This is a genomic window from Xanthomonas sp. NCPPB 1754 (assembly GCF_041475725.2).
Classification (GTDB): Bacteria; Pseudomonadota; Gammaproteobacteria; order Xanthomonadales; family Xanthomonadaceae; genus Xanthomonas; species Xanthomonas euvesicatoria.
Map to the genome: position 1 here is coordinate 1,299,429 of NZ_CM192982.1, position 24,224 is coordinate 1,323,652.

20 protein-coding genes are annotated in these 24,224 nt (G+C 65.5%); 14 read left to right on the forward strand and 6 right to left on the reverse strand.

Features of this window, described 5'->3' with window-relative positions:
- The first annotated feature begins 11 nt into the window (after positions 1-11).
- The 3 genes from ACCQ15_RS05790 to ACCQ15_RS05800 all read left to right on the forward strand — a co-directional run bounded on the left by ACCQ15_RS05790 (position 12) and on the right by ACCQ15_RS05800 (position 3,001).
- The gene (locus ACCQ15_RS05790; RefSeq protein ID WP_014089590.1) at positions 12-641 is read left to right on the forward strand and encodes an alpha-ketoglutarate-dependent dioxygenase AlkB; all 630 of its coding nucleotides are present in this window, start codon (positions 12-14) and stop codon (positions 639-641) included.
- 348 nt (positions 642-989) lie between these two features.
- The gene (locus ACCQ15_RS05795; RefSeq protein WP_008574125.1) at positions 990-2,699 is read left to right on the forward strand and encodes an FAD-dependent oxidoreductase; all 1,710 of its coding nucleotides are present in this window, start codon (positions 990-992) and stop codon (positions 2,697-2,699) included.
- On the forward strand, positions 2,696-3,001 hold the full coding sequence (locus tag ACCQ15_RS05800) for a UBP-type zinc finger domain-containing protein (protein WP_031421521.1): 306 nt from the start codon (positions 2,696-2,698) through the stop codon (positions 2,999-3,001). The genes ACCQ15_RS05795 and ACCQ15_RS05800 overlap by 4 nt, the downstream gene beginning before the upstream one ends.
- A gap of 203 nt (positions 3,002-3,204) precedes the next feature.
- Here the strand turns inward: ACCQ15_RS05800 and ACCQ15_RS05805 are convergent, their stop codons facing one another.
- Positions 3,205-3,951, reverse strand: coding sequence for an EAL domain-containing protein (locus ACCQ15_RS05805; protein WP_011346690.1), 747 nt, complete (start codon positions 3,949-3,951; stop codon positions 3,205-3,207).
- 148 nt (positions 3,952-4,099) lie between these two features.
- Here ACCQ15_RS05805 and ACCQ15_RS05810 point away from each other — a divergent pair, with 148 nt between their 5' ends.
- Together ACCQ15_RS05810 and ACCQ15_RS05815 are read left to right on the forward strand one after the other, a co-directional pair.
- Positions 4,100-4,738, forward strand: coding sequence for an HD domain-containing protein (locus tag ACCQ15_RS05810; RefSeq protein WP_008574119.1), 639 nt, complete (start codon positions 4,100-4,102; stop codon positions 4,736-4,738).
- Positions 4,739-4,972: 234 nt separating this feature from the next.
- Positions 4,973-7,501 carry an excinuclease ABC subunit UvrA gene (locus ACCQ15_RS05815; RefSeq protein WP_033478811.1) on the forward strand — a complete coding sequence of 843 codons (2,529 nt, stop codon included), beginning with the start codon at positions 4,973-4,975 and terminating at the stop codon, positions 7,499-7,501.
- A gap of 420 nt (positions 7,502-7,921) precedes the next feature.
- On the opposite strand, the gene ACCQ15_RS05820 is transcribed toward ACCQ15_RS05815, so the two are convergent.
- Genes ACCQ15_RS05820 through ACCQ15_RS05830 form a run of 3 tightly spaced genes read right to left on the reverse strand, consistent with a single transcriptional unit; the run spans position 7,922 to position 11,855 of the window.
- Positions 7,922-10,219 (reverse strand): xanthine dehydrogenase family protein molybdopterin-binding subunit, encoded by a 2,298-nt coding sequence (locus ACCQ15_RS05820; protein ID WP_029818870.1) that lies wholly within the window; start codon positions 10,217-10,219, stop codon positions 7,922-7,924.
- The gene (locus ACCQ15_RS05825) at positions 10,216-11,304 is read right to left on the reverse strand and encodes an FAD binding domain-containing protein (protein WP_211242534.1); all 1,089 of its coding nucleotides are present in this window, start codon (positions 11,302-11,304) and stop codon (positions 10,216-10,218) included. Before ACCQ15_RS05825 ends, ACCQ15_RS05820 begins: the two co-directional genes overlap by 4 nt.
- Complete coding sequence (locus ACCQ15_RS05830) at positions 11,277-11,855, reverse strand: (2Fe-2S)-binding protein (RefSeq protein WP_136733014.1); 579 nt, start codon at positions 11,853-11,855, stop codon at positions 11,277-11,279. The genes ACCQ15_RS05825 and ACCQ15_RS05830 overlap by 28 nt, the downstream gene beginning before the upstream one ends.
- A gap of 295 nt (positions 11,856-12,150) precedes the next feature.
- On the opposite strand from ACCQ15_RS05830, the gene ACCQ15_RS05835 reads away from it, so the two are divergent.
- The 4 genes from ACCQ15_RS05835 to ACCQ15_RS05850 all read left to right on the forward strand — a co-directional run bounded on the left by ACCQ15_RS05835 (position 12,151) and on the right by ACCQ15_RS05850 (position 15,133).
- Positions 12,151-13,470 carry a DUF763 domain-containing protein gene (locus ACCQ15_RS05835; protein ID WP_372381316.1) on the forward strand — a complete coding sequence of 440 codons (1,320 nt, stop codon included), beginning with the start codon at positions 12,151-12,153 and terminating at the stop codon, positions 13,468-13,470.
- On the forward strand, positions 13,467-14,060 hold the full coding sequence (locus tag ACCQ15_RS05840; protein ID WP_008574111.1) for a GIY-YIG nuclease family protein: 594 nt from the start codon (positions 13,467-13,469) through the stop codon (positions 14,058-14,060). The genes ACCQ15_RS05835 and ACCQ15_RS05840 overlap by 4 nt, the downstream gene beginning before the upstream one ends.
- A 62-nt stretch (positions 14,061-14,122) precedes the next feature.
- The gene (locus ACCQ15_RS05845) at positions 14,123-14,467 is read left to right on the forward strand and encodes a cupin domain-containing protein (RefSeq protein ID WP_008574109.1); all 345 of its coding nucleotides are present in this window, start codon (positions 14,123-14,125) and stop codon (positions 14,465-14,467) included.
- A gap of 162 nt (positions 14,468-14,629) precedes the next feature.
- Positions 14,630-15,133 carry a DUF6496 domain-containing protein gene (locus ACCQ15_RS05850; protein WP_127167970.1) on the forward strand — a complete coding sequence of 168 codons (504 nt, stop codon included), beginning with the start codon at positions 14,630-14,632 and terminating at the stop codon, positions 15,131-15,133.
- A gap of 108 nt (positions 15,134-15,241) precedes the next feature.
- On the opposite strand, the gene ACCQ15_RS05855 is transcribed toward ACCQ15_RS05850, so the two are convergent.
- The gene (locus ACCQ15_RS05855; protein ID WP_029818875.1) at positions 15,242-15,667 is read right to left on the reverse strand and encodes a type II toxin-antitoxin system death-on-curing family toxin; all 426 of its coding nucleotides are present in this window, start codon (positions 15,665-15,667) and stop codon (positions 15,242-15,244) included.
- A gap of 8 nt (positions 15,668-15,675) precedes the next feature.
- Entirely contained in the window at positions 15,676-15,897 is a 222-nt protein-coding gene (locus ACCQ15_RS05860; RefSeq protein ID WP_008574105.1) for an AbrB/MazE/SpoVT family DNA-binding domain-containing protein, read from the reverse strand.
- A gap of 149 nt (positions 15,898-16,046) precedes the next feature.
- Here ACCQ15_RS05860 and lexA point away from each other — a divergent pair, with 149 nt between their 5' ends.
- From lexA to ACCQ15_RS05885, 5 genes are all read left to right on the forward strand, one after another.
- The gene (gene lexA / locus ACCQ15_RS05865; RefSeq protein ID WP_031421534.1) at positions 16,047-16,652 is read left to right on the forward strand and encodes a transcriptional repressor LexA; all 606 of its coding nucleotides are present in this window, start codon (positions 16,047-16,049) and stop codon (positions 16,650-16,652) included.
- A gap of 1 nt (position 16,653) precedes the next feature.
- Positions 16,654-17,307: a translesion DNA synthesis-associated protein ImuA gene (gene imuA / locus ACCQ15_RS05870; RefSeq protein ID WP_011346702.1), complete on the forward strand. Its 654-nt coding sequence runs from the start codon at positions 16,654-16,656 to the stop codon at positions 17,305-17,307.
- A 9-nt stretch (positions 17,308-17,316) separates the two neighbouring features.
- Positions 17,317-18,735 (forward strand): Y-family DNA polymerase, encoded by a 1,419-nt coding sequence (locus ACCQ15_RS05875; RefSeq protein ID WP_372381317.1) that lies wholly within the window; start codon positions 17,317-17,319, stop codon positions 18,733-18,735.
- 174 nt (positions 18,736-18,909) lie between these two features.
- The gene (locus ACCQ15_RS05880) at positions 18,910-22,158 is read left to right on the forward strand and encodes an error-prone DNA polymerase (protein ID WP_372381318.1); all 3,249 of its coding nucleotides are present in this window, start codon (positions 18,910-18,912) and stop codon (positions 22,156-22,158) included.
- Between the two features lie 432 nt (positions 22,159-22,590).
- Positions 22,591-24,183, forward strand: a complete 1,593-nt coding sequence (locus ACCQ15_RS05885) for an alpha/beta hydrolase family protein (protein ID WP_372381544.1) — start codon at positions 22,591-22,593, stop codon at positions 24,181-24,183.
- Positions 24,184-24,224 lie beyond the last annotated feature (41 nt).

Here is a 24,224-nt window from a genome sequence, read left to right on the forward strand (position 1 = left end):
ATATCGCGCCGATGGATCTGTTCAACGCTCCCATCGCACCGCTGCAGGTGCTGCACGACCAGCAAGGCGGCGTGCGCTACTGGCCGCAGCTGTTGCCGCCCGCACTTGCGCAGGAGGCGTTCGACGCATTGCGCGATGGCGCCGATTGGCGCAGCCAGCGCCGCGAAATGTACGAACGGGTCGTGGACGTACCGCGCTTGCTGGCCTCGTATCGGTTGGATGATGCATGGCCTGCGGGATTGCCGCTGCAGCGCTTGCTCGATGCGGTGCAGGCGGTGCTCCCGGCGCCATACAACGCGGTAGGTTTGAATCTGTACCGCGATGGGCGCGACAGCGTGGCAATGCATCACGACGCATTGCACACGCTGGTGGCACCGCACCCGATCGCGCTGCTGTCGCTGGGTGCACCGCGCCGGATGCAACTGCGCGCCAAGGACGGCAGCACGCGGGCGGTTGCGCTGGAGCTGGCGCCGGGGAGCCTGCTGGCGATGAGCCACGCCTCGCAACACACGCACGCGCACGGCATTGCCAAGACCGCGCGCGCGGTGGGCGAGCGCATCAGTGTGGTGTTTCGCGTGCGCCCGGCCCAGCGCATGGCGGCCGGGCAACATGGGCCACACTGGGAGCCTGTGCGATCGTAAGGCACAGGCTTGGGCTCGATTGATTGGCAGCTTGCAAACCGCCTGTGCTGCTGCCGGAGACGCACGGCCGTTGCTTCGTGCTGGATGCACCGCACTGCGTTTGCCATGTGCGGTTCGCCCCCGGCCTGAGGGCTGCTCGCTAGGTTATTTTTGTGCTGGATGTCCCGCATGCTGGGCGCATGCGATCTTTACAGCAGCTGCGTGCGCCTGACCGGCAGCAGCGCTCGCTCGCCTACGCGTGCCTGGCATCTGCGCGCTGTCGTGGCCATCAGTTACCATTTCGGGTGATTGCCATTGCCATCACCACTGCCCATGCTTGCATGTGATCCCTAGCCGCGTCGCCCCTCCATGTCTTTGGACCAGACCCGCCACCATCAGATGTTTCCCGAGCTGGACGCGGGCCAATTGTCGATCACCCGGCGCTTTGCCAGCGGGCCGGCGCAACGGTTCGACGCGGGCGACCCCGTGTTCGAGGTCGGCGATGCCCATGCGCCGGTGTGGGTGGTGCTGGAGGGCGCCATCGAAGTGGTGCGCCGCGACGGACTGGGAAACGAAAAGCCGATCACCCGGCACACGCCCGGCCAGTTCACCGGCGAGGTGAGTCAGCTGGCCGGGCGCGCGTCGCTGGCGGCTGGACGTGCCGGGCCGGAAGGCTGCCTGGCGCTGCCATTCGATACTGCGCATCTGCGCGCGCTGATGATCAGTTCGGCCGAAGTGGGCGAAGTGGTGATGCGTGCCTTGATCCTGCGCCGCGTTGGGCTGATCGAGGGCGATGCGTCGGGTTCGGTGCTGATCGGCGAGCCTGACGATCCGCATCTGACCCGTTTGCAGGGCTTTTTGACCCGCAACGGCTACCCCAACACGGTGATGGATGTCTCCGACGACGAAGGCCGCGCGTTGGTGGAGCGCCTGGGTATCCAGGAGCACGACCTACCGGTGATGGTGTGCCCGAGCGGGCGCGTGCTGCGCCAGCCCAGCGATGCCGAAGCTGCGCATTGCCTGGGCATGACGCCGGACATCGACCCGGACAAACGCTACGACGTGGCGATTGTCGGCGCCGGCCCTGCCGGCCTGGCGACGGCGGTGTATGCCGCATCCGAAGGCTTGTCGGTGCTGGTACTGGACCAACGCGCCATCGGCGGGCAGGCCGGTGCCTCGGCGCGTATCGAAAATTATCTTGGCTTTCCCACCGGCATTTCCGGGCAGGCGCTGGCCGGGCGCGCCTACAACCAGGCGCTGAAATTCGGCGCGGAACTGGCGATTCCGATCGAAGCGGCCACGCTGGAATGCGGCCGCGACGATGGCGCGCTGAAGCTGGATCTTGCCGATGGCAAGCAGTTGCTGGCCAGCACGGTGGTAATCGCCTCGGGCGCGCGCTACCGGCGCCCGGAGATCGAGGGCCTGGATCGCTTCGAAGGCCACGGTGTCTCGTACTGGGCCTCGCCGGTGGAGGCGCGCCTGTGCGAAGGCGGCGTGGTGGCGCTGGTGGGCGGCGGCAATTCTGCAGGGCAGGCGGTGGCGTTCCTGGCGCCGCGGGTCAAGGAACTGCACCTGATCATTCGGGGCGATGGGCTGGAGAGCTCGATGTCGCAATACCTCATCGAGCGCATCGCCGCGTTGCCGAACGTGCAGCTGCACACCGGCACCGAAGTGGCCGCGCTGGAAGGCGACCCCGAGCGCGGCCTGCAGGCCGCGGTGTTGCGCACCCGCAAGGACGGTGCAACCGCGCGCGTGGCGTTGCGGCACCTGTTCCTGTTCGTCGGGGCAGATCCCAACACCGGTTGGCTGCAGGACTGCGTGGACACCGACAAACGCGGCTTTGTCATGACCGGCACCGCGCGTGGCGACGGCGTACCGGCGTGCCTGCCGCTGGAAACCAATCGCCCTGGCGTGTTCGCCATCGGCGACGTGCGTGCGGGTTCGGTCAAGCGCGTGGCGGCCGCAGTGGGCGAGGGCGCCGCCGTGGTCGCGCAGATCCATCAGTACCTCGCCCATCAGGCCAACCCGGTGCCGGTCTCCGAACTTGCCAGCGCCACCCAGGAGTCGACCAGCGCATGAGCCAGCACTGCCGCCATACTGATCAAATCCATGCAGTCACCCCCAGTGCGCGTGGCTGCGAGGAGTGCCTGGCCATCGACAGTGTCTGGGTGCATCTGCGCCTGTGCCGCAGCTGCGGCCATGTCGGGTGTTGCGACGATTCGCCCCACCGCCACGCCACCGCGCATCACCACGCCACCGGCCACCCCATCATCGAAGGCTACGACCCGCCTGAAGGCTGGGGCTGGTGCTATGTGGACGAAGTGGAAGTGGAGCTGCCGGATCAGACGCCGCAGCTGGGGCCGATTCCGCGGTATGTGTGAGCGGCGCCGCGTGGTGTTCGGCGGTCGCTGCTGGCTTGCGAGGCGGCCGGGAATCGGGAATCGGGAGTCGGGATTAGGGAATCGTAAGAGCGGCTTCCGCACGTTTCATTGCCGCTGTGTTCGGATGTTGTGGGTCTGTTACGGCGAGTGGCGCCTGCTGCTAGGTGCGCTGAGTTGCTTAGTTCATACGCACAAGCGTGAGCTTACTGCGGCCAATGCACCTTCGGCAGTTCGCCGATCTGCGGTCTGGCGAACAGATACCCTTGCTGCAGGTGGATGCCCAGGTCGCGCAGGGCGCGGTATTGATCGGGTTGTTCGATGCCTTCGGCAATGACGGCGATGCCGAGTTCTTCGCACATGCGCGTCACGTGGCGCACGATGGCCTGGCGGCTGCGGTCGGTGTCGATCCCGCGGACCAGGGCGATGTCCAGCTTGAGCAGATCCGGCTGGAACTCGGCCAGCAGGCCGAGCCCGGCGTAGCCGGCGCCGAAGTCGTCGATGGCCGTTTTCATGCCGCGCGCCTGATAGGTGCGCAGGATGCCGAGCAGATGCGCCGGATCGGTGAGATGTTCCTGTTCGCTGACCTCGAAGATGATGGCGTCGAGCGGCCAACCGTATTGCGCAGTGGCCGACAGCGTGGCGCGCAGGCAATGCTCGGGGTTATAGACCGCGTTGGGCATGAAGTTGATCGACAGCAGCGCCGGCAAGCCAATCTGCGCAGCGCATTCGATTGCCTTGATGCGGCAGGCCTGGTCGAATGCGTAGCGATTGCGCTCATCCACTGCGGCCAGGATGCTGCCGGCCGACTCGCCGTTGAGGCCGCGCACCAGCGCCTCGCCTGCGTAGATGCTGCGGGTGGACACGTCCACGATGGGCTGGAAGGCCATGGTGATCGCGGTGGGGAAGTCCTGGCCGTCGCGGCAGGCTTTGCAGACAGGAAGCGTGGTCATGGCGTCAGGTCATCGAACAGCGTAGGTGCAGCCTAGACCTATCGGCCGCAATCGCGTGGGATTGAGCCTGAATCGCTCATGGCAGCATCCTCACCTGTCGGCAGTCGGGCTCGGCGATACTAGGCGCATCGCTCGCATCGGATGCCCCATGACCGCTCTCACCGAACGCTACGCCCTGGCCGTGGACTACGCGCGCATCGCTCACGCCGGGCAGGTGCGCAAGGGCACGCAGGTGCCCTACCTGAGTCATTTGCTGGGTGTCTCGACGCTGGTGCTGGAATGCGGCGGCGATGAGGAACAAGCCATCGCCGGCCTGCTGCACGATGTGGTGGAAGACTGCGGTGGCGGGCACGAGGCCTCGATCCGTGCGCAGTTCGGCGATGCGGTGGCCGATATCGTGATGGCTTGCACCGATGCCACTGCCGAAGACAAGGCCGAGGTGGACAACAGCGAGCGCGCACGCAAACGCGATTGGCGCGAGCGCAAGCAGGCCTATCTTGCGCACCTGCGCAAGACGCCCGAGCGCGCGCTGCTGGTGTCCGGCTGCGACAAGCTCTATAACGCGCGCAGCATCGTGCAGGACCTGGAAAATCCTGCCGTCGGTCAGGGCATCTTCGATGTGTTCACTGCCGGGCGCGAAGGCACGCTGTGGTATTACGCCGCGCTGGAAGAGGTCTTCCGTACACGCAATGCCGCCACCGCGCGGTTGTTCAGTGGCGTGGTGACGCGCATGCATGCCCTGGCCGACACCGGTGAGCAGGTGACGCCGGCACATGCGCTGGGCTGAGCGCCGCTGGGAGACGGCGGTACGTCCGGCAGCGGCAGGTACGACGCGCAGATGTGTTGCTGCGCCCTGTCCGCCCTCCATCTGACGAATGCGTCCCGTGCCTCGTCTGCCACCGCATGCGCCCTGCAGCGTCTGGCACCTTGGGTGTTGCCTGCGCTCGATCACCATCGCTGACACCGGCTGCATGGCGCGCACGCTAGGCTGGCGTCTTGTCGATCTCTGGTTTCGGTAGTCATGTCAAACGCGACGTCTTCCACTGGCCTGGTGCGCGTGCGCGGCGCGCGCGAGCACAATCTCAAGAACGTGGATGTGGATATCCCCCGCGATGCGCTGGTGGTGTTCACCGGCGTTTCCGGCTCGGGCAAGTCGTCGTTGGCGTTCGGCACCATCTTTGCCGAAGCGCAGCGGCGCTATCTGGATTCGATCTCGCCGTATGCGCGGCGGCTGATCGACCAGGTAGGCGTGCCGGAGGTGGATTCCATCGATGGCCTGCCACCGGCAGTGGCCTTGCAGCAGGCGCGCGGCGCGCCCAGTGCACGCTCATCGGTGGGCAGTGTCACCACCATCTCCAACTCGTTGCGCATGCTGTATTCGCGTGCCGGCCAGTACCCGCCGGGGCAGGAGATCATCTACGCCGACGGTTTTTCGCCGAACACGCCTGCGGGGGCATGCCCGACCTGTCACGGCCTGGGGCGCATCTATGACGCCACCGAAGCGACCATGGTGCTGGACCGCAGCCTGAGCATTCGCGAGCGTGCGGTCGCCGCCTGGCCGGGCGCATGGCATGGGCAGAACCAGCGCGACATCCTCACCACGCTGGGCATCGATGTGGATGTGCCATGGCACACGCTGCCGAAGAAGACCCGCGACTGGATTTTGTTCACCGACGAACAGCCGGTGGTGCCGGTATACGCCGGTTACGACCTGGCCGAGGTCAAACGCGCGCTCAAGCGCAAGGAAGAGCCCAGCTACATGGGCACCTTTACCAGTGCGCGGCGTTATGTGCTGCACACCTTTGCCACCACCCAGAGCGCGCAGATGAAAAAGCGCGTGGCGCAGTATTTGCTCAGCACGCAATGCCCGCAGTGCGATGGCAAACGCCTGCGCCGCGAGGCCTTGTCGGTCACCTTTGCCGGGCTGGATATCGGGGAGCTGTCGCGGCGCCCGCTGGACGAGGTGGCCGAGCTGCTGCGCCCCGCCGCCGAAGCCGCCCCATCCAAAGGTACGCGTAAAGATGCGCGCCAACATCCGGAACAAGCGATCGCCGCGCAACGCATCGCCGCGGATCTGCGCGCGCGTATCGCCGTCGTACAGGCGCTGGGTCTGGGCTACCTCAGCCTGGAGCGCAGCACGCCCACCTTGTCGCCTGGCGAGTTGCAACGGCTGCGGCTGGCTACGCAGATCCGCTCGCAGTTGTTCGGCGTGGTGTACGTGATGGACGAACCATCGGCCGGCTTGCATCCCGCCGATGCGCAGGCACTGCTGGGTGCGTTGGATCAACTCAAGGCGGCCGGAAATTCGGTCTTCGTGGTCGAACACGAAGTGGACGTGATCCGCCATGCAGACTGGATCGTGGATGTCGGCCCGGCAGCCGGCGTGCAGGGCGGGCAGGTGCTCTACAGCGGGCCGCCCGCGGGATTGGAGCAGGTGCAGGCCTCTTCCACACGGCGCTATCTGTTCGGCACGCCGCCGCAGGTGCATCGCCAGGCGCGCGCGGCACGCGGTTGGTTGCAGCTGCGCGGCATCACCCGCAACAACGTCCGCGCGCTGGATGTGGACCTGCCGTTAGGTGTGTTCACTACCGTGACCGGTGTGTCCGGCTCGGGCAAATCGTCGTTGGTGAGTCAAGCGCTGGTGGAACTGCTGGCCGCCCATCTGGGGCAGGCGCAGGCAGAGGACGAAGAAGCACTGGATCCACTGGAGCGCGGCACGCAGGTGCCGTCGGAGGGTGCAATTGTTGCCGGGCTGGATCAGGTGCGCCGCCTGGTGCGCGTGGATCAAAAACCCATCGGCCGTACCCCACGCTCCAATCTGGCCACCTACACCGGCCTGTTCGACCCGGTACGCAAGCTGTTTGCGGCCACGCCCGCCGCACGCCGGCGCCGTTACGACCCAGGGCAGTTCTCCTTCAACGTCGCCAAGGGCCGCTGTGCCACCTGCGAGGGCGAAGGCTCGGTGTATGTGGAATTGCTGTTCATGCCCAGCGTCTACGCACCGTGTCCCACCTGCCACGGCGCGCGCTATAACGCCAAGACGTTGGAGATCGCGCTACGCGGTCGCAACATCGCGCAGGTGCTGGAAATGACGGTGGATCAGGCAGCCATCTTCTTTGCCGACGATGCCAGCGTGTTGCGCCCGTTGCAGGTGTTGCGCGAAGTGGGGCTGGGCTATCTGCGTCTTGGCCAGCCGGCCACCGAACTGTCCGGTGGCGAAGCGCAGCGCATCAAGCTGGCGACCGAACTGCAACGCGCCCAAAAGCGCGACACCGTCTACGTGCTGGACGAGCCCACCACCGGCCTGCATCCGTCCGACGTGGATACCTTGATGGCCCAGTTGCAAGGGCTGGTCGATGCAGGCAACACCGTGATCGTGGTCGAACACGATATGCGCGTGGCCGCCAGCAGCGACTGGGTGCTGGATATGGGGCCGGGCGCGGGCGGTGCGGGCGGCAAGGTCGTGGTGGCCGGAGCGCCGGATGTCGTGGCGCGCCATCGTGGGAGCCGCACCGCACCGTTTCTGGCGCAGGTGTTGCGCGGACAATAGGCCAACAGTTTGGCAAGCCCGCGCCGCATCGTACGAAGTGCCATGCCTGCGATCCCCCGTCAGCCTACGGACGAAGCTAACGGATGATGCCGGAAAGCTGTGATGCGTTGCGGGATGTATCTGGCATCGCGGTCGACTTGCCGCTGCCTGCCCAGGCTGATCACCCACATGCCTGCCTGTCGATCACGACCGCTTGTGCAGGTGCGTACGAGCGGTATCGACACATAAGGCAGAGGACGCTGCGCATGACAGGGTTGCGAGTGGCATGCGCCGCATTTGCCGCGCTATCGCACGGCCATGCGTCTGACCGACATGGCAGCGGGCCCAATGCATCGCTGCATTGGGCCCGACTGTTGGGATCACTTCACTTCACTACCCAAGGCGCCAAGCATTGCCTGCAAGCGCAACGTACGCTGCAGGTCAGTCCGCCATCACCTTGTCCGGCGTCATCGGCGTGCTGCGGATGCGCTTGCCGGTGGCGTGGAAGATGGCGTTGCAGATCGCCGCAGACACGCCGACCAGGCCGATCTCGCCCACGCCCTTCGCACCCAGGCTGCTGACGACGCGGTCGTCTTCGTCGGCGAAGATCACGTCGATGTCGTGAATGTCGGCGTTGGCGGAGACGTGATACAGCGCCAGGTCGTGATTCATGAAGCGGCCGAAGCGATGGTCCGATTGGGTGTGCTCGTGCAGCGCCTGGCCGATGCCCCAGACCACGCCCCCCACAATCTGGCTGCGTGCGGTGATCGGATTGAGAATGCGCCCGGCGGCAACGGCGCTGACCACGCGGGTGACCCGCACCGTGCCCAGTTCTTCGTCCACCCGGACCTCCACAAACACCGCGCCGTGCGTGGCACGGGTGTATTTGCGTTGCTTGAGCACGTTCGGCAGCAGGAGGAACTTATCTTCGATCTGCTCCAGCCCTGCAGTGCGCAGCAGGTCGGTCAAGGCGATGGCGCTGCCGGCATCGGCCCGCAATGCCAGCTTGCCGTCGGCAAAAACCACATCGTCAGGTTTGGCCTTGGCAAAGCGCGAGTCCGGCAGGGCCTGGGCCAGGCGCAATAGACGTCTGCGCAGCTTTGCGCACACGCCATCCACTGCCGAGCCCACCGTGGTGACGTGCGAGGAGCCACCTTCGATCGGCGCAACCGGCAAAGTGGAGTCGCCAAGTTGAAACGTCACCTGCTCCAAGGGCAGGCCCAGCGCTTCGGCAGCGATCATCGCCATCACCGTATAGGTGCCGGTGCCGATGTCGCTGGCTGCGCTGCTGACCACCAAACGGCCGTCGGCATGCAGCGCCGCATGTGCGCGCGCGAACATCTGCATCGCATCCCACTGCCCGGTGGCCATGCCCCAGCCCACCCACTCGCTGCCTTCCTTGCGCGCGCGCGGTTGCAGGGGGCGTTGCGCCCAACCGAAGCGCTCTGCCCCTTGCTCGTAACACTGGCGCAGCGCCTTGGTGGAGTAGGGCTTGTCGTCGGCCGGGTTGACCTCGGCGTAGTTCTTCAGGCGCAGTGCCAACGGATCGATGCCGACCTCATAGGCCAACTCGTCCATCGCCACTTCCAGCGCATGCACACCATGCGCGGCGCCGGGCGCACGCATGTCGATGGGGCTGTATTGGTCCAGACTCACCAACTTGTAGCCCAGGTGCACGTTGTCGCAGGCGTACAACTGACCGCTCCAGTTGACCACCACCTCCACGTAGTCTTCGATGCGCGAGGTTTCGGCGATGGCTTCATGCCAGACCGAGCGCAAGGTGCCGTCGCGGTCTGCGCCGAGCTTGAGCCGCTGCAGCGTTTCCGGGCGGTGGCCGAAGGTGAACATCTGTTGCCGCGTCAGCACCACGCGCACTGAGCGATCCAGCAGGATCGACGCCATCACCGCCAGCGGCAACTGATACTGCGGGCGCAGCCCGGAGCCGAACGCGCCTCCCACGTACGGGTTGCGCACGGTCACCTTGCGCTTGCTCAGCCCGAACACGTGCGACACGTACCAGCGGCTGTTCTGCGAACCTTGGGTTTTGTCGTAAATGGTGAAATGGCCGTCGGCGTCGCGGATGACGGTGGAAGCGAACAATTCCATCGGGTTGTGGTGCTCGACGCCGCTGTAGTAGTCGGCCTGTACCTGGCACGCGGCATTGTCGAATGCGCTCTGCGGATCGCCCTTGTCCTTGGGCGGCGGCGAAAATCCGGCCTTCAGCGGCTTGGGCGCGTGTGCACGGTCCAGGTTGGTCATCAGGTTGGTGTCGTGCGGGTCCTGCAACAGCTCCACTTCCACCAGATGCGCGGCATGGCGCGCCGCTTCAAAGGTCTCGGCAACCACCAGCGCGATGGGCTGGCCGCTGTACAAGATCTTGTTGTCGTACAACGGACGGAAGGGCGAGCCGGCCGGCGCCGTCATGTCCTTGTAGAACAGGTCCATGCCGCGCATGTGCGGGCGGTTTTCATGGGTGACGATCTCCAGCACGCCGGGGACTGCGCGTGCTGCATCCAGATGGAAGGCAACGATCTCACCCTTGGCAATGCTGCTGTTGACCACCACGCCATAGGCCAGGTCCGGCACCGGCCATTCGGCTGCATAACGCGCCTGACCGGTGACTTTTGCGCGTCCGTCGATGCGCGTGACGCCGGTGCCGGTGGGGCGATAGCCGGTGCCGCTGTCGGCAACCGGCGGGGTCAGCGCGCTGTCGGACAGGTCGGGGATGCGTGCGTTCATGGCGATTCCTCCAGCGCACTGGTGCGCCCGCGGTTGTCGATGGTGCCCTCGCGCGCAACGCTCAATGCGCGCACGATGGCGCGGCGTGCCAGCGGCAGCTTGAAGGCGTTCTCGCCCTGCGGTTGTGCACCCTGCAGCAGCGCATCGGCCAGGCGGCCGAAGGTGTCGGCAGTGGCCGGCTGGCCGACCAGCGGTGCCTCTGCATCGGCATTGCGCCAGGGTTTGTGGGCCACGCCGCCCAGTGCCACACGCACCTCGCGAATGCTGCCGTCGTCGGCCAGATCCAGGGCCGCTGCCACCGACACCAGCGCGAACGCATAGGAGAGGCGCTCGCGGATCTTGAGGTAGGCACTATGCGCAACGAAGCGCTGCGCATCGGGCAGATCGATATGCACGATCAATTCGTCCGGCGCCAAGGTGCTATCCAGTTCCGGGTGATCGCCAGGCAGACGGTGGAACTGCGCGAACGGAATGTCGCGCTCGCCATTGGCGCCCTGCACGTGCACCACGGCATCCAGCGCGGCCAATGCCACGCACATATCCGATGGATGCGTGGCGATGCAATGCGCGCTGGTGCCGAGAATGGCGTTGTATTTGGTCAGCCCGCCAATGGCCGAGCAGCCGGTGCCCGGGTCGCGTTTGTTGCACGGGGTGGCATGGTCGTAGAAATACATGCAGCGCGTGCGTTGCAGCAGGTTGCCGCCATTGCTGGCCATGTTGCGAATCTGCGGCGAAGCGCCGGCCAGAATCGCCGCGCTCAGCAAGGGGTAACGCGTTTCCACCTCCGGGTGATATGCAGTGTCGGCATTGCGCGCCAACGCACCCAGGCGCAGGCCGCCGTCGGGTTGGGTGCTGATGCTGTCCAGCGGCAGCCGATTGATGTCGATCAAACTGCTGGGGCGCATCAGCTGCAGTTTCATCAAATCGGTCAGATTGGTGCCGCCGGCGATGAAGCGTACCGGTGCCTCGGAGGGCACCGGCTGCGTGTCGCCGCTGCGCACTGCAATGGCGCCAAGCGCCGCATCGACGGTGTCCGGGCGTGTGTAGGTGAGCGGAATCATGCCGGCACCGTCCCTGGCGTCCACGGAGTGGCCGCGCTGTCGCTGCTGTCGCTGAGCTTGCCCATCACCTCCATCACGGCATCGGTGATCTGCGGATAGGCACCGCAACGGCAGATATTGCCGCTCATCAGTTCACGTACCTGGTCGCGGTCGTGCGCCTTACCTTCGTTGATCAAGCCCACGGCCGAGCACAGCTGCCCCGGAGTGCAGTAACCGCACTGAAATGCGTCGTTGGCGATGAAGGCGCGTTGCAGCGGATGCAGTGTGTCGCCATCGGCCAGCCCTTCGACGGTGGTGATGTCGGCGCCGTCCTGCATGACGGCCAGGGTCAGGCAGCTGTTGATGCGGCGGCCATCGACCAGCACCGTGCAAGCGCCGCATTGGCCATGGTCGCAACCTTTCTTGGTGCCGGTGAGGTCGAGGCGGTCGCGCAGCAGGTCGAGCAGGCTCACCCAGGCTTCGAGCTGCAAGTGATACGGCTGACCGTTGATGCGCAGGTTGATCGGGTAGGTCGGCGCACTGGTGGTGGCAGTGGCCGGCGCCGTGTCATGGGCAGTGGCGGGTGTGGCAGTCATGCGAACCCCGTGGCGATGGCTGAGGAGAAGGACCACCACCTTGACGGCGCTGTGGTCAACGCAAAGTGACCACGGCTGCGATTGGCATCGATACGACGCGGCGTACGCGCATTCAGGAGCGGCATCGTGATCGCTGCACGCTCGTGCCTGCATGGCGCGCGCGCGTGCATGCACTGTGTGGAGTGCCATGCCATGCGCTGAATTCGTCAGCTTTGCGCACGCGTCAGCGCGCTGGTGTCCCAGCTGTTGCGACGTGCCGCCATTATCCTGGCGGCATGAAGACGAGGTGGCAGCAATGAGCCGGCGTGGTGGTAGTGCGGATCTTCCCTTGCATGGAGGCCGCGTTCCGCGTTGGTTGGGTGAGCGGATGACGCGGCTTGGCGCAGTGATGTGCGAGGCGATCGTGCACAGCTATGGGCGCGATGAATTGTTGCGGCGGCTTGCGCACCCGTTCTGGTTTCAGTCGTTCGGTGCGGTCATGGGCATGGACTGGCATTCGTCCGGCATTACCACCAGCGTGATCGGCGCGCTCAAGCGTGGGTTGACGCCACTGTCCGGCGAACTGGGCATTCATGTCTGTGGCGGGCGCGGCCGGCATTCGCGTGCCACGCCTTCGGAGTTGCTGGCCGTGGGCGATGCGGTCGGGTTGGACGGCGCCGCATTGGCACAGGCCAGCCGCCTGGTCGCCAAGGTGGACAGCGCTGCCGTGCAGGACGGTTTCGATCTGTATCTGCACGGCTTCATCGTCAGCGACGATGGCCGCTGGGTGGTGGTGCAGCAAGGCATGCATGGGCAGCGCAAGCAGGCACGCCGGTATCACTGGCTCTCCGAAGGCCTGAGCAGTTTTGTGGATGCGCCGCATGCTGCCATCGATGGCGCGCATCAAGGCAACATCGTCAATCTCGCCGACCACCGCGCCGCTGCCTCGCGCGATGCGCAGGTGGAACTGCTGCGCAGCACCGCGCCGGACCGGCTGGCACAGCAGTGGCAACGGATTGCGGGTGTGGAGGCGCCTGCGGCGCAAGGTCCGCTCACCGGCGATCTGTTCGCCGTGCACGCCTGGGACCCGGCACAACAACCGCACCTGTGCATGCCCGACCATCATGACGTGCGCAGCGAAAACGTGATCACACGACGGCTGCACGCCAGCTTGGCCGCCGCTGCCGAAGCGGGGCCGCGCGATTTCACCGCGCTGCTGCAAGTGCCCGGCGTGGGTGCGCGCACCTTGCGCTCGCTGGCGATGGTGGCCGAAGTGATGCACGGCACGCCATGCCGTTTCAGCGACCCGGCACGCTTTTCGCTTGCGCATGGCGGCAAGGACCGGCAACCGTTCCCGGTGCCCACACGCGTGCTCGATCACACCATCGGCGTACTCAAGCAAGCGATGCAGCAGGCCAGACTGGGCAACGACGAACGCTTGCAGGCGATTGCGCGGCTTGACGCGCAGGCGCGTCGGCTTGAAGCCCGCGCGCAAGGGCCGACGGTGGACGACTACATCGCGCAGGAACGTCGCGATTCGCATCGCTATGGCGGGCGTAGCGTGTTCGGGTGGGAACCGACGCCGGAGGATGCGCGCGCGGTGCAGCCGACCCAAGCGCATGCAGGTCGCCGATGAGCGTGCGCGCGCCTGGCAGCACGCCAGTGGCCATCGACGGACGTTGCTTCACCTATGTGTTCCCATGCCAGTGGGAAGACCATTGCAAGATCGGTTTCTCGCGCGATCCGCTGGGGCGCATCGGTAGCCTGCATCCGCGCTGGTTCGATTTTTTCGATCTGGAGCACGGGCTGCTGGTGGAAACCGAGCGCGAGCGCGATGCGCGCGATCTCGAACTGCAACTGCGGCGCCCGCTGCTTGCGCACAACGCACCGCCACCGATGGCGATCCGCGCAGTGGCCGGTGGGCATACCGAATGGTTTCGGGGCGTGGGCGAGGCGTTGCAACGTGCAGTTGCGCAACTGCAGCAGGGCGGGTATCGCGTGTTCGTGTTGCGCGACTGGCTGCAGGCGGCGATGGCCCAGCGTATCGATCGCCTCTACGACTGGGCCGCGGTGCAGTTGAGTGCGGACGAACTGGATGGCCTGGTCGGCCCCACGCCAGCACAACGTGCGCTGCGCGATGTACTCGATGGTTACCGCGCATTGGATCTTCCCGTGCAGGCACATGTGCCCGAACATATTTGGGCCTGGTATTGCCGCAACGGCTGAGCATGTTGCCAGCACGTTGACGTGCGTCGCCTCAGCATCGCCTCAACCCTGAGGAGTGCCTTATGCAGATTGCACAACTGACATTGACCGACGCGTTCAAGGTGCTGTTTTCGGTGCGCCAGGTGCAAGCTGCCGAAATGGCGATTGCACCGGGCCAGGGCGAGGGCGGGCCAGACAATCGCCACCGTGGTGCCGATCAATGGCTGTACGTGGTGGACGGCACCGGCGAGGCGGTGATCGAGGGGCAGACGCATGCACTGCAGGCCGGTAGCCTGATCGCCATCGAGCGCGGTGAAACCCATGAGATCCGCAATACCGGGAGCACACCGTTGAAGACGGTCAATTTCTATCACCCGCCTGCCTACGATGCCCAAGGCGAACCCTTGCCAGCCGGTGAGGGGGCGTGATCGCTGGCGGTTTCGCATGTCGTTGAGTGGATCGGTCACGGCGCGGGTGCATGACCTGGAAAAAGCGGCAGGCAGGCTTCAACGCCAGGTGAGCACCGCGCCCACTGCGCATTGACGCGGCGCTTGTTACATCGAGTTGCCATCCACAACAGGGGAAGTGCCATGCCACAGGCCAAGACACGCCGCGCTGCTGCCAAGGACAAGCGCGAAGGAAAATCGGCCAGCACCCAGGCCGGCGAATATGTCAAAGAAGAAATCGACCAGGTGCGCGACGGCGCGCATGGTGTGAAAAGTACCAAGCAGGCCATTGCGATCGGCTTGTCCAAGGCGCGCCGCGATGGCGTGGACGTCGCCCCGCGCAGTTCCGCGTCCAAGGCCACCAAGAAAAAAGCCGCGCAGGACAAGGCAGCGGCAACCTCCAAAAAGCCGGTGTCGCCTACGCGCTCGGCCGGTGCCAAGAAAGCCCTCAAGACCGCCAGCAAGGGCACTACCGCCAAGAAGACGGTAGGCAAAAAGGCATTGTCCAAACAGGCCACGGGTGCCGCAAAAAAACGCACTGCCAGCGACCGTTCGACGGCAGCAAAGAAGGCGGCCAAGACCAAGGGCCCGGCAGTACGCAAGGCCGCCGCAAAGAAAGCCGCGGCGACGCGCAAGCGTGCCGAGTAAGAGCATCTGTGCCATGCAGCGACGTCAGTGCTGACTGATTGCGGCGTGTGGATCCAAGACTGCGCGTGCAAATGCCAGACAAGCGCGTCGCGTGCCACAGTCCTGTTTTCAGCCGTAGTGGCCCTGCGGTTCGTGTACATGCGTGTCCGCGCGCAAACGCACGCGAGGTCGCAGCCATTGCGCAAACGTCGCTTCGCTCCACGCGCCATCGGCTAGGCCCATCATGGCAACGTATTTCTCTTCCTGCGAAGCGATGAGTTCGGCGCCGTTGAGTAGCAAAAAAACCCGATAACACACATGGGCAGTCCGTTTGTTGCCATCTACGAACGGATGATTGCGCGCCAGCCCGTAGGCCAGGCTGGCCGTCAGCTCTACAAGATCGGGTGGAGGATCGCCGTAGGAAAAAAGTTGCTGCGGGCGTGCCAGTGCCGAGGCCAAGAGTGCCTCGTCGCGCACTCCGCTTGCGCCGCCGTGCTCGCTCAATTGACGTTCGTGGATCGCCAATGCAAGTGCGTGCGTGATCCAGACCAGCATGCGCGTGTTCACTTGGCTAGCTTGTTCAGCACTTGGCGATCCTCGCGCATCACCTGCTCGGCCACATCCATCTGCGCGGCCAACGTCGGGTCGAATGCGGTCAGCCTGATGCCGTCGGGCGTTTCCAGTGCATAGAGTTCGTCGCCCTTTCCAAGCCGCAGGCGGGCCAGCAGTTCCTTGGGCAGGATGATGCCGGCGGAATTGCCGATGGCGGTGATCTTGAGCTTCATGGCGGCATCTCGCGTTATTACGAAGGTTATAACCCTGTCGTCAGCCAGTCGCAAGTGGCGTGCTGAAGCGGCTCAGCACGCCAGTCTCGCCTGCTGCGATCGGTTGGTGTACAAATGTACACCTTGTCCCGTCCTGCTGCCTCGCCCCGATGCCATCGCTTCCCCCCCAACGTGCCGCCGTGCTGGCGTTCCTGCAGGAGCAGGCCCTGGCGGGCGTCTCGCCCAGTCTGGCCGAGATCGCGCAGGCCTTCGGGTTTGCCTCGCGCAATGCCGCACAAAAGCACGTGCAGGCGCTGGCCGACGCCGGATTGATCGAGCTGCTGCCCAATCAGAAACGTGGCATCCGTGTACCGGGAGGCGCCGGTCGCGATGCATTGCTGGCCTTGCCGGTGCTGGGGCGAGTGGCAGCAGGTCTGCCGATCGGTGCGGATATCGGCCTGGAGCGTCAGCTCTGGCTGGACCGCGCGCTGTTTTCGCTGCGCCCGGATTATCTGTTGCAGGTGCAGGGCGATTCGATGATCGATGACGGCATTCTGGATGGCGACCTGGTGGGCGTGCATCGCAGCAACGAGGCGCGCGACGGGCAAATCGTGGTGGCGCGGGTGGATGGCGAAATCACCATCAAGCGCCTGGAGCGCGGCGCCGAACGGATCCGCCTGCTGCCGCGCAATCGCGCGCATGCGCCGATCGTGGTGGCGGCCGATGCCGACTTCGCGATCGAAGGGCTGTACTGCGGCCTGATCCGGCAAGGCTGACATGAGCCAGGAGCCGGCGCGCATCAGACAGGACGGCAATGCGGCCGTGGCACTGCCGTTGGACGCCCTGCTGGCCGCGCGCACGGTCTGGCGTGCAGGCCAGGGCACGGCCACCGCCAATGGCGGTGAATCCACCGGGCATGTGGCATTGGATGCATTGCTTCCCGATGGCGGCTGGCCGCGGCGTGCCTTGACCGAATTGTTGTTGCCTGCGCATGGCATCGGCGAGATCGCCTTGTTGCTGCCCACGCTGGCACGCATGACCGCCAGCAGCAGCCGGGTGGTATTGGTGGCACCGCCGTTCATTCCCTACGCGCCGGCCTGGCAGGCGGGCGGGGTGGTGCTGGAGCATCTGGAAGTGGTGCAGGCCGAGCCGCGCGAAGCGTTATGGGCGTTCGAACAATGCCTGCGCAGCGGCGCATGCGCTGCGGTACTGGGCTGGCCGCAGACCGGCGATGCGCGTGCGCTGCGCCGGTTGCAGGTGGCGGCCGATAGCGGCAATTGCTGCGCGTTCGCACTGCGCGACCGCCGTCATGCGGTGAATGCATCGCCGGCGGCCTTGCGGCTGGAATTCCTGCCCGAGCGCGATGCCTGGCAGGTGCGCAAATGCCGGGGCGGGCAGGTGCCGTCGCAGCCGTTGCGGCTGGCGCATTGAGGCGCGCGCATGTTGTGGGCCTGCATATTGCTGCCGCAGCTGGCGCTGGACGCCGTCCTTCGGCGTCTGGAAGAACCGCAGGCGCCACTGGCGCTGGTGGAAGGCCCGGCGCAGCTGCGCAGCCTGCATTCGGTCAATGCCGCCGCAGGCGCAGCTGGGTTGAAGGCCGGCATGCGGCTATCGGCGGCGCATGCCTTGATGACGCAGGTACGCACCATCGATTACGACGCGCAAAACGAAGCGCGCACGCAGCGGTTTCTTGCGGCCTGGGCGTATCGGCATAGTTCGCTGGTCAGCCAGCAGTGGTCGCGCGCCATCGTGCTGGAAGCCGGTGCCAGCTTTCGCCTGTTCGGCCCCTGGCCGCGCTTCGAGCGTCGCCTGCGCGATGAGCTGCAGGCCTTGGGCTTCCAGCACCGGCTTGCGCTGGCGCCCACGCCGCGCGCCGCGCGCGTGCTGGCTGGGCTGCGCGACGGCATGGTGGTGACGCAATTGCCGGCCCTGCACAGCACGCTCGACAAGGTGCCTGTACGCCGCGCTGCATTGCCTGACGATGCCGGCGAGCGCCTGCAGCACATGGGCGTGCGCACGCTCGCGGCGGTGCGCGGCCTGCCGCGTGACGGGTTGCGCCGGCGGTTTGGTGCGGGCCTGCTCGATCATCTGGATCGCCTCTACGGGCAGGTCGACGACCCACTGGAGTGCTACGCGCCGCCAGACCACTTCGACCACCGCGTGGAGCTGGGCTATGAGGTGGAAACGCATCCGGCGCTGCTGTTTCCGTTGCGCCGGCTGATCGGCGACCTGTGCACGTATATGTCCATTCGCGATGGCGGCGTGCAGCGGTTTTTATTGCGCCTGGAGCATGAAGAAGGCGCGACCGATGTGGAGATCGGTCTGCTCACGCCGGAACGCGCGCCCACCTTGCTGTTCGAGCTGGCCCGCAACCGGCTGGAGCGGGTGGAGATTCCGCGGCCGGTGGTGGCGATGCGCTTGCTGGCACGGCAGCTGCCACCGTTCGTACCGGCCATGCGCGACCTGTTCGATCAGCGCGCGCAGCAATCGGTGGAGTGGCCGCAACTGCGCGAGCGCCTGCGTGCACGGCTTGGCGATGACGCGGTCTATCGCGTGTTGCCGGCCGACGACCCGCGCCCGGAGCGCGCGTGGCGTCGCGCCATCGGCGATGCGGTGCGCGAAGCCGCTGCGCCGCCGCGTCCGCCGCGCCCCACCTGGTTGCTGCCGCAGCCGGTGCCGCTGCACGACCCGCACCTGCGCATCGTGTCCGGCCCGGAACGGCTGGAAAGCGGTTGGTGGGACGACGATGAAGCCCGTCGCGATTACTACGTGGTGGAGACTGCGCGCGGCCGGCGTGGTTGGGCCTTCGCCGCGCCCGGTCGGGTGGACGGCTGGATGCTGCATGGATGGTTCGCGTGAGCGCGCGTATGTTCGCGCGGTATCGGAGCAGGTACCGGCTGTCTGGTGGTTGCGGCTGGGGCGCGCGTGGCCGATGCCAGGGCTGCAGGCAAGAGCAGCAGCATCTGCAACGGCGCGATCTGCTGCGCATTGCAAAAACCGTCTGGCGCAGCGCGCTGTTGAAGGCAGCCGTCCATGAGCTGGGATGACGCCATCGATGGCGTAGACCGCGACACGCCCGGCGGGCGCATGCCGCGCGCCTGGAATGTGGCCGCACGGTTGCGCGCGGCCAACGACGACATCAGCCATGCGCACGTTGCCGATGGCTTGCCCGCCTATGCCGAGCTGCACTGCCTGTCGGACTTCTCGTTCCTGCGTGGCGCCTCCAGCGCCGAACAGCTGTTCGTGCGCGCACAACACTGCGGCTACAGCGCCTTGGCCATCACCGACGAATGCTCGCTGGCCGGCATCGTGCGTGGCCTGGAAGCGTCGCGCGCCACCGGGGTGCGGTTGATCGTCGGTAGCGAATTCGCCCTGGTCGATGGCACCCGCTTCGTGCTGCTGGTGGAAAACGCGCACGGTTACCCGCAGCTGTGCGGGTTGATCACCACCGCGCGGCGCGCGGCCAGCAAGGGCGCTTATCGCTTGGGGCGGGCCGAGGTGCAAGCGCAGTTTCGCGATGTGGCGCCGGGCGTGTTTGCACTGTGGCTACCCGGCGCGCAGCCGCAGGCAGAGCAGGGTGCCTGGTTGCAACAAGTCTTCGGCGAGCGGGCGTTTCTGGCAGTGGAATTGCATCGCGAACAGGACGATGTCGCACGCCTGCAGGTCCTGCAAGCGCTGGCGCAGCAGTTGGGCATGACCGCGTTGGCCAGCGGCGATGTACATATGGCGCAGCGTCGCGAGCGCATCGTGCAAGACACCTTGACCGCCATCCGCCACACGCTGCCGCTGGCCGAATGCGGCGCACACCTGTTCCGCAATGGCGAGCGCCATCTGCGCACCCGGCGCGCGTTGGGCAATATCTACCCGGATGGGTTGTTGCAGGCCACGGTGGAGCTGGCGCAACGCTGCACCTTCGACATTTCCAAGCTCCAATACACCTATCCCAGAGAATTGGTGCCGCAGGGGCATACGCCTGCCAGTTATCTGCGTCAGCTCACTGAAGCCGGGATGCGGGAGCGCTGGCCGGATGGGGTGCCGAAGAAAATACGCGACGACATCGAGAACGAATTGGCGTTGATCGCCGAACTGGAATACGAGGCTTTCTTTCTCACGGTACAGGATGTGGTGCGGTTTGCGCGTTCCAAAGACATCCTGTGCCAGGGGCGTGGATCTTCAGCAAATTCGGCAGTCTGCTATGCACTGAGCATCACCTCGGTTGATCCGAGCAAGACGCGATTGTTGATCTCGCGCTTCTTGTCCAAGGCGCGTAACGAGCCGCCGGACATCGACGTGGATTTCGAGCACGAACGCCGCGAGGAGGTGTTGCAATACGTCTACGCCAAATACGGGCGCGAACGCGCAGCGCTGGCGGCGACGGTGATCTGCTATCGCGGCAAGAGCGCGGTGCGCGACGTGGCCAAGGCCTTCGGTCTGCCACCGGACCAGATTGCCTTGCTGGCCAATTGCTATGGCTGGGGCAATGGCGAAACACCGATGGAACAGCGCATCGAAGAAGCCGGCTTCGATCTGGCCAACCCGCTGATCAACAAGATCCTGCTCGTGACAGACCACCTGCGCGATCACCCACGGCATCTGTCGCAGCACGTGGGCGGATTCGTCATCTCCGACGAGCCGTTGTCGTTGCTGGTACCGGTGGAAAATGCCGCGATGGCCGACCGCACCATCATCCAGTGGGACAAGGACGATCTGGAAACCATGAAGCTGCTCAAGGTCGATTGCCTGGCCCTGGGCATGCTGACCTGCATTCGCAAGACGCTGGACCTGGTGCGTGGCCACCGTCATCGCGACTACACGTTGGCGACCTTGCCGGATGAGGATGCGGCGACCTACAAGATGATCCAGCGCGCCGATACGGTCGGCGTGTTCCAGATCGAGTCGCGTGCGCAGATGGCCATGCTGCCAAGGCTCAAACCGGCAGAGTTCTACGACCTGGTCATCGAAGTGGCGATCGTGCGCCCTGGCCCGATCCAGGGCGACATGGTGCATCCGTACCTGCAACGTCGCAAGGACAAGAGCCTGATCAACTATCCCTCCGAAGGCGTAGAGCAAATTCTCGGGCCGACATTGGGGATTCCGCTGTTCCAGGAGCAGGTCATGGAGTTGGTGATCCACGCCGGCTACGACCCTGACGAGGCCGACAAGCTACGCCGTTCGATGGCGGCCTGGCGCCGCGGTGGCGACATGGAATCGCATCGCGTGCGCATTCGCGCATTGATGGAAGGCAAAGGCTACGCCTCCAGCTTCATCGACCAGATTTTCGAACAGATCAAGGGTTTCGGTTCCTACGGTTTTCCGCAGAGCCATGCCGCCTCGTTCGCCAAGCTCGTCTACGCCAGCTGCTGGCTCAAACGCCACGAGCCGGCCGCCTTCGCCTGCGGGCTGCTCAACGCGCAGCCGATGGGTTTCTATTCGGCCAGCCAGATCGTGCAGGATGCGCGCCGCGGCAGCCCCGAGCGCGAGCGTGTGGAGGTGCTGCCGGTGGATGTATTGCACAGCGACTGGGACAACACCCTGGTCGGCGGCCGGCCGTGGCGCAGCGCTGCCGATCCCGGCGAACAACCGGCGATCCGGCTGGGCATGCGGCAGGTTGCCGGACTGTCGCAAGTGGTGGCGCAGCGCATCGTTGCCGCACGCACGCAGCGGGCGTTCGCCGATATCGGCGATCTGTGCCTGCGCGCCGTACTCGACGAAAAAGCACGCCTGGCATTGGCAGAAGCCGGCGCTCTGCACGGCATGGTGGGCAACCGCAACGCCGCGCGCTGGGCAATGGCCGGCGTGGAGGCGCGTCGCCCCCTGTTGCCGGGCAGCCCGGAGGAGCGCCCGGTGGCGTTCGAGGCGCCGCGCGCCGGCGAAGAAATCCTTGCCGATTACCGCTCGGTCGGCCTGAGTCTGCGCCAGCACCCGATGGCGCTGCTGCGCCCGCAGATGCGCCAGCGGCGCATCCTGGGTCTGCGCGAATTGCAGGGCCGCCGCCATGGCAGCGGCGTGCATGTGGCGGGGCTGGTGACCCAGCGCCAGCGCCCGGCCACCGCCAAGGGCACCATCTTCGTCACCCTGGAAGACGAGCAGGGCATGATCAATGTGATCGTCTGGGCGCACCTTGCGCTGCGTCGCCGCCGTGCGCTACTGGAATCGCGCCTGCTCGCCGTGCGCGGTCGCTGGGAACGCGTGGACGGCGTAGAGCATCTCATCGCCGGCGACCTGTACGACCTCAGCAACCTGCTCGGCGACATGCAGCTGCCCTCGCGCGATTTCCATTGACGCTTTTTAGGTGCATGGATTGCTGCTAGATTTCGCCATCGGTTTGCCTACAACACGGAGTCGTACATGCGGAAATGGATCATTCCTGCGGCCTTGGTGCTGCTGATGGCGGCTGGCACTGCCACGGCCCAGGTGGATGTCGGCGCCTATATCAAGAAGGACAAGTTCGCCGACATCAAGCTATCGCCCAGCGGCGCGTATTTCGCCGCGACCGTGCCGATGGAAGACAAGACCGCCCTTGCGATCATGCGGCGTTCGGACAACAGCATCGGCGCCACCTTCGTGCTGGAAAAAAACACCTACGTGAGCGATTTCGCCTGGGTCAGCGACACCCGCGTGTTGATCTCCATTGCACAGAAGTACGGCTTGCTCGACAAGCCGCTGCCGACCGGCGAGCTGTATGCCATCAATGCCGATGGCACCGGAGCCGAGTTGCTGGTGGGTTACCGCGCACGCGGCACCGGCCTTGGCACCAACATCAAGGTCAAGAAGACCGAAGCGGTGGCCGCATTCCTGACCGATCCCTTGCCCGACGACGACCGCAGCGTGATCGTGGCGATCTGGCCGATGTCGGGGCAGGATCCTTATACGCGCGCAGAAAAGCTCGACGTCACCACCGGCCGCCGCCTCCCGCTTGCGCGTGCGCCGATTCAGCGCGCCAGCTTCACCACCGACCATCATGGGCAGGTGCGCTTTGCGCAGGGGGCGGGCTCGGACAACGTTAGCAAGCTGTATTACCGCAAGGGCGCGGGCGACGAATGGGCGCTGATCAATGACGAGCAGGTCAGTGGCCATGTCGAAACACCGCTGGGTTTTTCGCAAGACGAGCGCATTGCGTACTTGCGCGTGCAAAGTGCCGACGGCCCCGATGCGATCGTCGGCTGGGACATCCAGGCCAATCGCCGTGAGCAGGTATTGCGCGACGCGGTGGCCGACCCCCTGGAGATCATCTACCGCAACGGCACCACCATCCCGGTCGGCGCCATTTTCATGGCCGACCGCCCCCGCACCCGCTTTTTCGACGAGCATGGGGCACAGGCGTGGATGTATCACAGCCTGGAGGCGGCCTTTGCCGGCAATGCGGTGCGCGTGACCTCCAGCACCAAAGACGGTCGCTACGTGATGCTTGAAGCCTATTCGGGCAGCAACCCTGGCGATTTCTACGTGTTCGATACGCAACAGAACAAAGCCCAGCATGTGATCAGTCGGCGCGACTGGTTCGACCCCGAGCGCACGGCCACCGTGCAGCCGATTGCACTGCAGGCACGTGACGGGGTGCCACTGCATGGGTATCTCACGCTGCCGCGCAGCGGGGGCGACAAACATCTGCCAATGGTGGTGATGCCCCATGGCGGTCCCTTCGAGATCTTCGACAGCTGGCAGTTCGACGACGATGCGCAGCTGCTGGCGCAAGCGGGCTATGCGGTGCTGCAGATCAATTTCCGTGGCTCGGGCAATTATGGGCGCCACTTCCAGCACGCCGGCGCGCGTCAGTGGGGCGGCACCATGCAGGACGATGTGACCGATGCAACGCGTTGGGCGATTGACCAAGGGTATGCGGATGCACGCAAGATCTGCATCTTTGGCGCCAGTTACGGTGCATACGCAGCCCTGATGGGGGCGGCCAAGGAATCGGGCCTGTATGCGTGCGCGGCCGGTTATGTGGGCGTCTACGACTTGCCGATGATGTTCACCAGCGGCGATATCCAGAAGCGCGGTTCCGGCGAGAACTATCTCAAGCAATGGTTGGGCGATCCGGCCACCCTGGCCGCGCGTTCGCCGGTCAGTCTGGCCAGGCAGATCAAGGTGCCGGTGTTTCTGGCTGCAGGGGGCGAAGACGAGCGCGCGCCCATCCAGCACAGCAAGCGAATGGAAGCAGCGTTGCGCCAGGCCGGCACCCCAGTGGAAACGCTGTACTTCGACACAGAAGGCCACGGCTTCTACACCGAGCCCCATCGACGCGCGTTCTACACCCAGCTGTTGGCGTTTTTATCCAAATCGCTGGGTGGCGCCAAGGCCGACTGAGGGTCACCGAGACGGTCGCCTCGGTGAACTGTCCAGTTCGC

Bases quoted from the DNA above. Each gene is read 5' to 3' on its own strand.
- ACCQ15_RS05790 (WP_014089590.1), top strand. From the start codon at position 12: ATGGATCTGTTCAACGCTCCCATCGCACCGCTGCAGGTGCTGCACGAC.
- ACCQ15_RS05795 (WP_008574125.1), top strand. From the start codon at position 990: ATGTCTTTGGACCAGACCCGCCACCATCAGATGTTTCCCGAGCTGGAC.
- ACCQ15_RS05800 (WP_031421521.1), top strand. From the start codon at position 2,696: ATGAGCCAGCACTGCCGCCATACTGATCAAATCCATGCAGTCACCCCC.
- ACCQ15_RS05805 (WP_011346690.1), bottom strand. From the start codon at position 3,951: ATGACCACGCTTCCTGTCTGCAAAGCCTGCCGCGACGGCCAGGACTTC.
- ACCQ15_RS05810 (WP_008574119.1), top strand. From the start codon at position 4,100: ATGACCGCTCTCACCGAACGCTACGCCCTGGCCGTGGACTACGCGCGC.
- ACCQ15_RS05815 (WP_033478811.1), top strand. From the start codon at position 4,973: ATGTCAAACGCGACGTCTTCCACTGGCCTGGTGCGCGTGCGCGGCGCG.
- ACCQ15_RS05820 (WP_029818870.1), bottom strand. From the start codon at position 10,219: ATGAACGCACGCATCCCCGACCTGTCCGACAGCGCGCTGACCCCGCCG.
- ACCQ15_RS05830 (WP_136733014.1), bottom strand. From the start codon at position 11,855: ATGACTGCCACACCCGCCACTGCCCATGACACGGCGCCGGCCACTGCC.
- ACCQ15_RS05835 (WP_372381316.1), top strand. From the start codon at position 12,151: ATGAGCCGGCGTGGTGGTAGTGCGGATCTTCCCTTGCATGGAGGCCGC.
- ACCQ15_RS05840 (WP_008574111.1), top strand. From the start codon at position 13,467: ATGAGCGTGCGCGCGCCTGGCAGCACGCCAGTGGCCATCGACGGACGT.
- ACCQ15_RS05845 (WP_008574109.1), top strand. From the start codon at position 14,123: ATGCAGATTGCACAACTGACATTGACCGACGCGTTCAAGGTGCTGTTT.
- ACCQ15_RS05850 (WP_127167970.1), top strand. From the start codon at position 14,630: ATGCCACAGGCCAAGACACGCCGCGCTGCTGCCAAGGACAAGCGCGAA.
- ACCQ15_RS05855 (WP_029818875.1), bottom strand. From the start codon at position 15,667: ATGCTGGTCTGGATCACGCACGCACTTGCATTGGCGATCCACGAACGT.
- ACCQ15_RS05860 (WP_008574105.1), bottom strand. From the start codon at position 15,897: ATGAAGCTCAAGATCACCGCCATCGGCAATTCCGCCGGCATCATCCTG.
- lexA (WP_031421534.1), top strand. From the start codon at position 16,047: ATGCCATCGCTTCCCCCCCAACGTGCCGCCGTGCTGGCGTTCCTGCAG.
- imuA (WP_011346702.1), top strand. From the start codon at position 16,654: ATGAGCCAGGAGCCGGCGCGCATCAGACAGGACGGCAATGCGGCCGTG.
- ACCQ15_RS05875 (WP_372381317.1), top strand. From the start codon at position 17,317: ATGTTGTGGGCCTGCATATTGCTGCCGCAGCTGGCGCTGGACGCCGTC.
- ACCQ15_RS05880 (WP_372381318.1), top strand. From the start codon at position 18,910: ATGAGCTGGGATGACGCCATCGATGGCGTAGACCGCGACACGCCCGGC.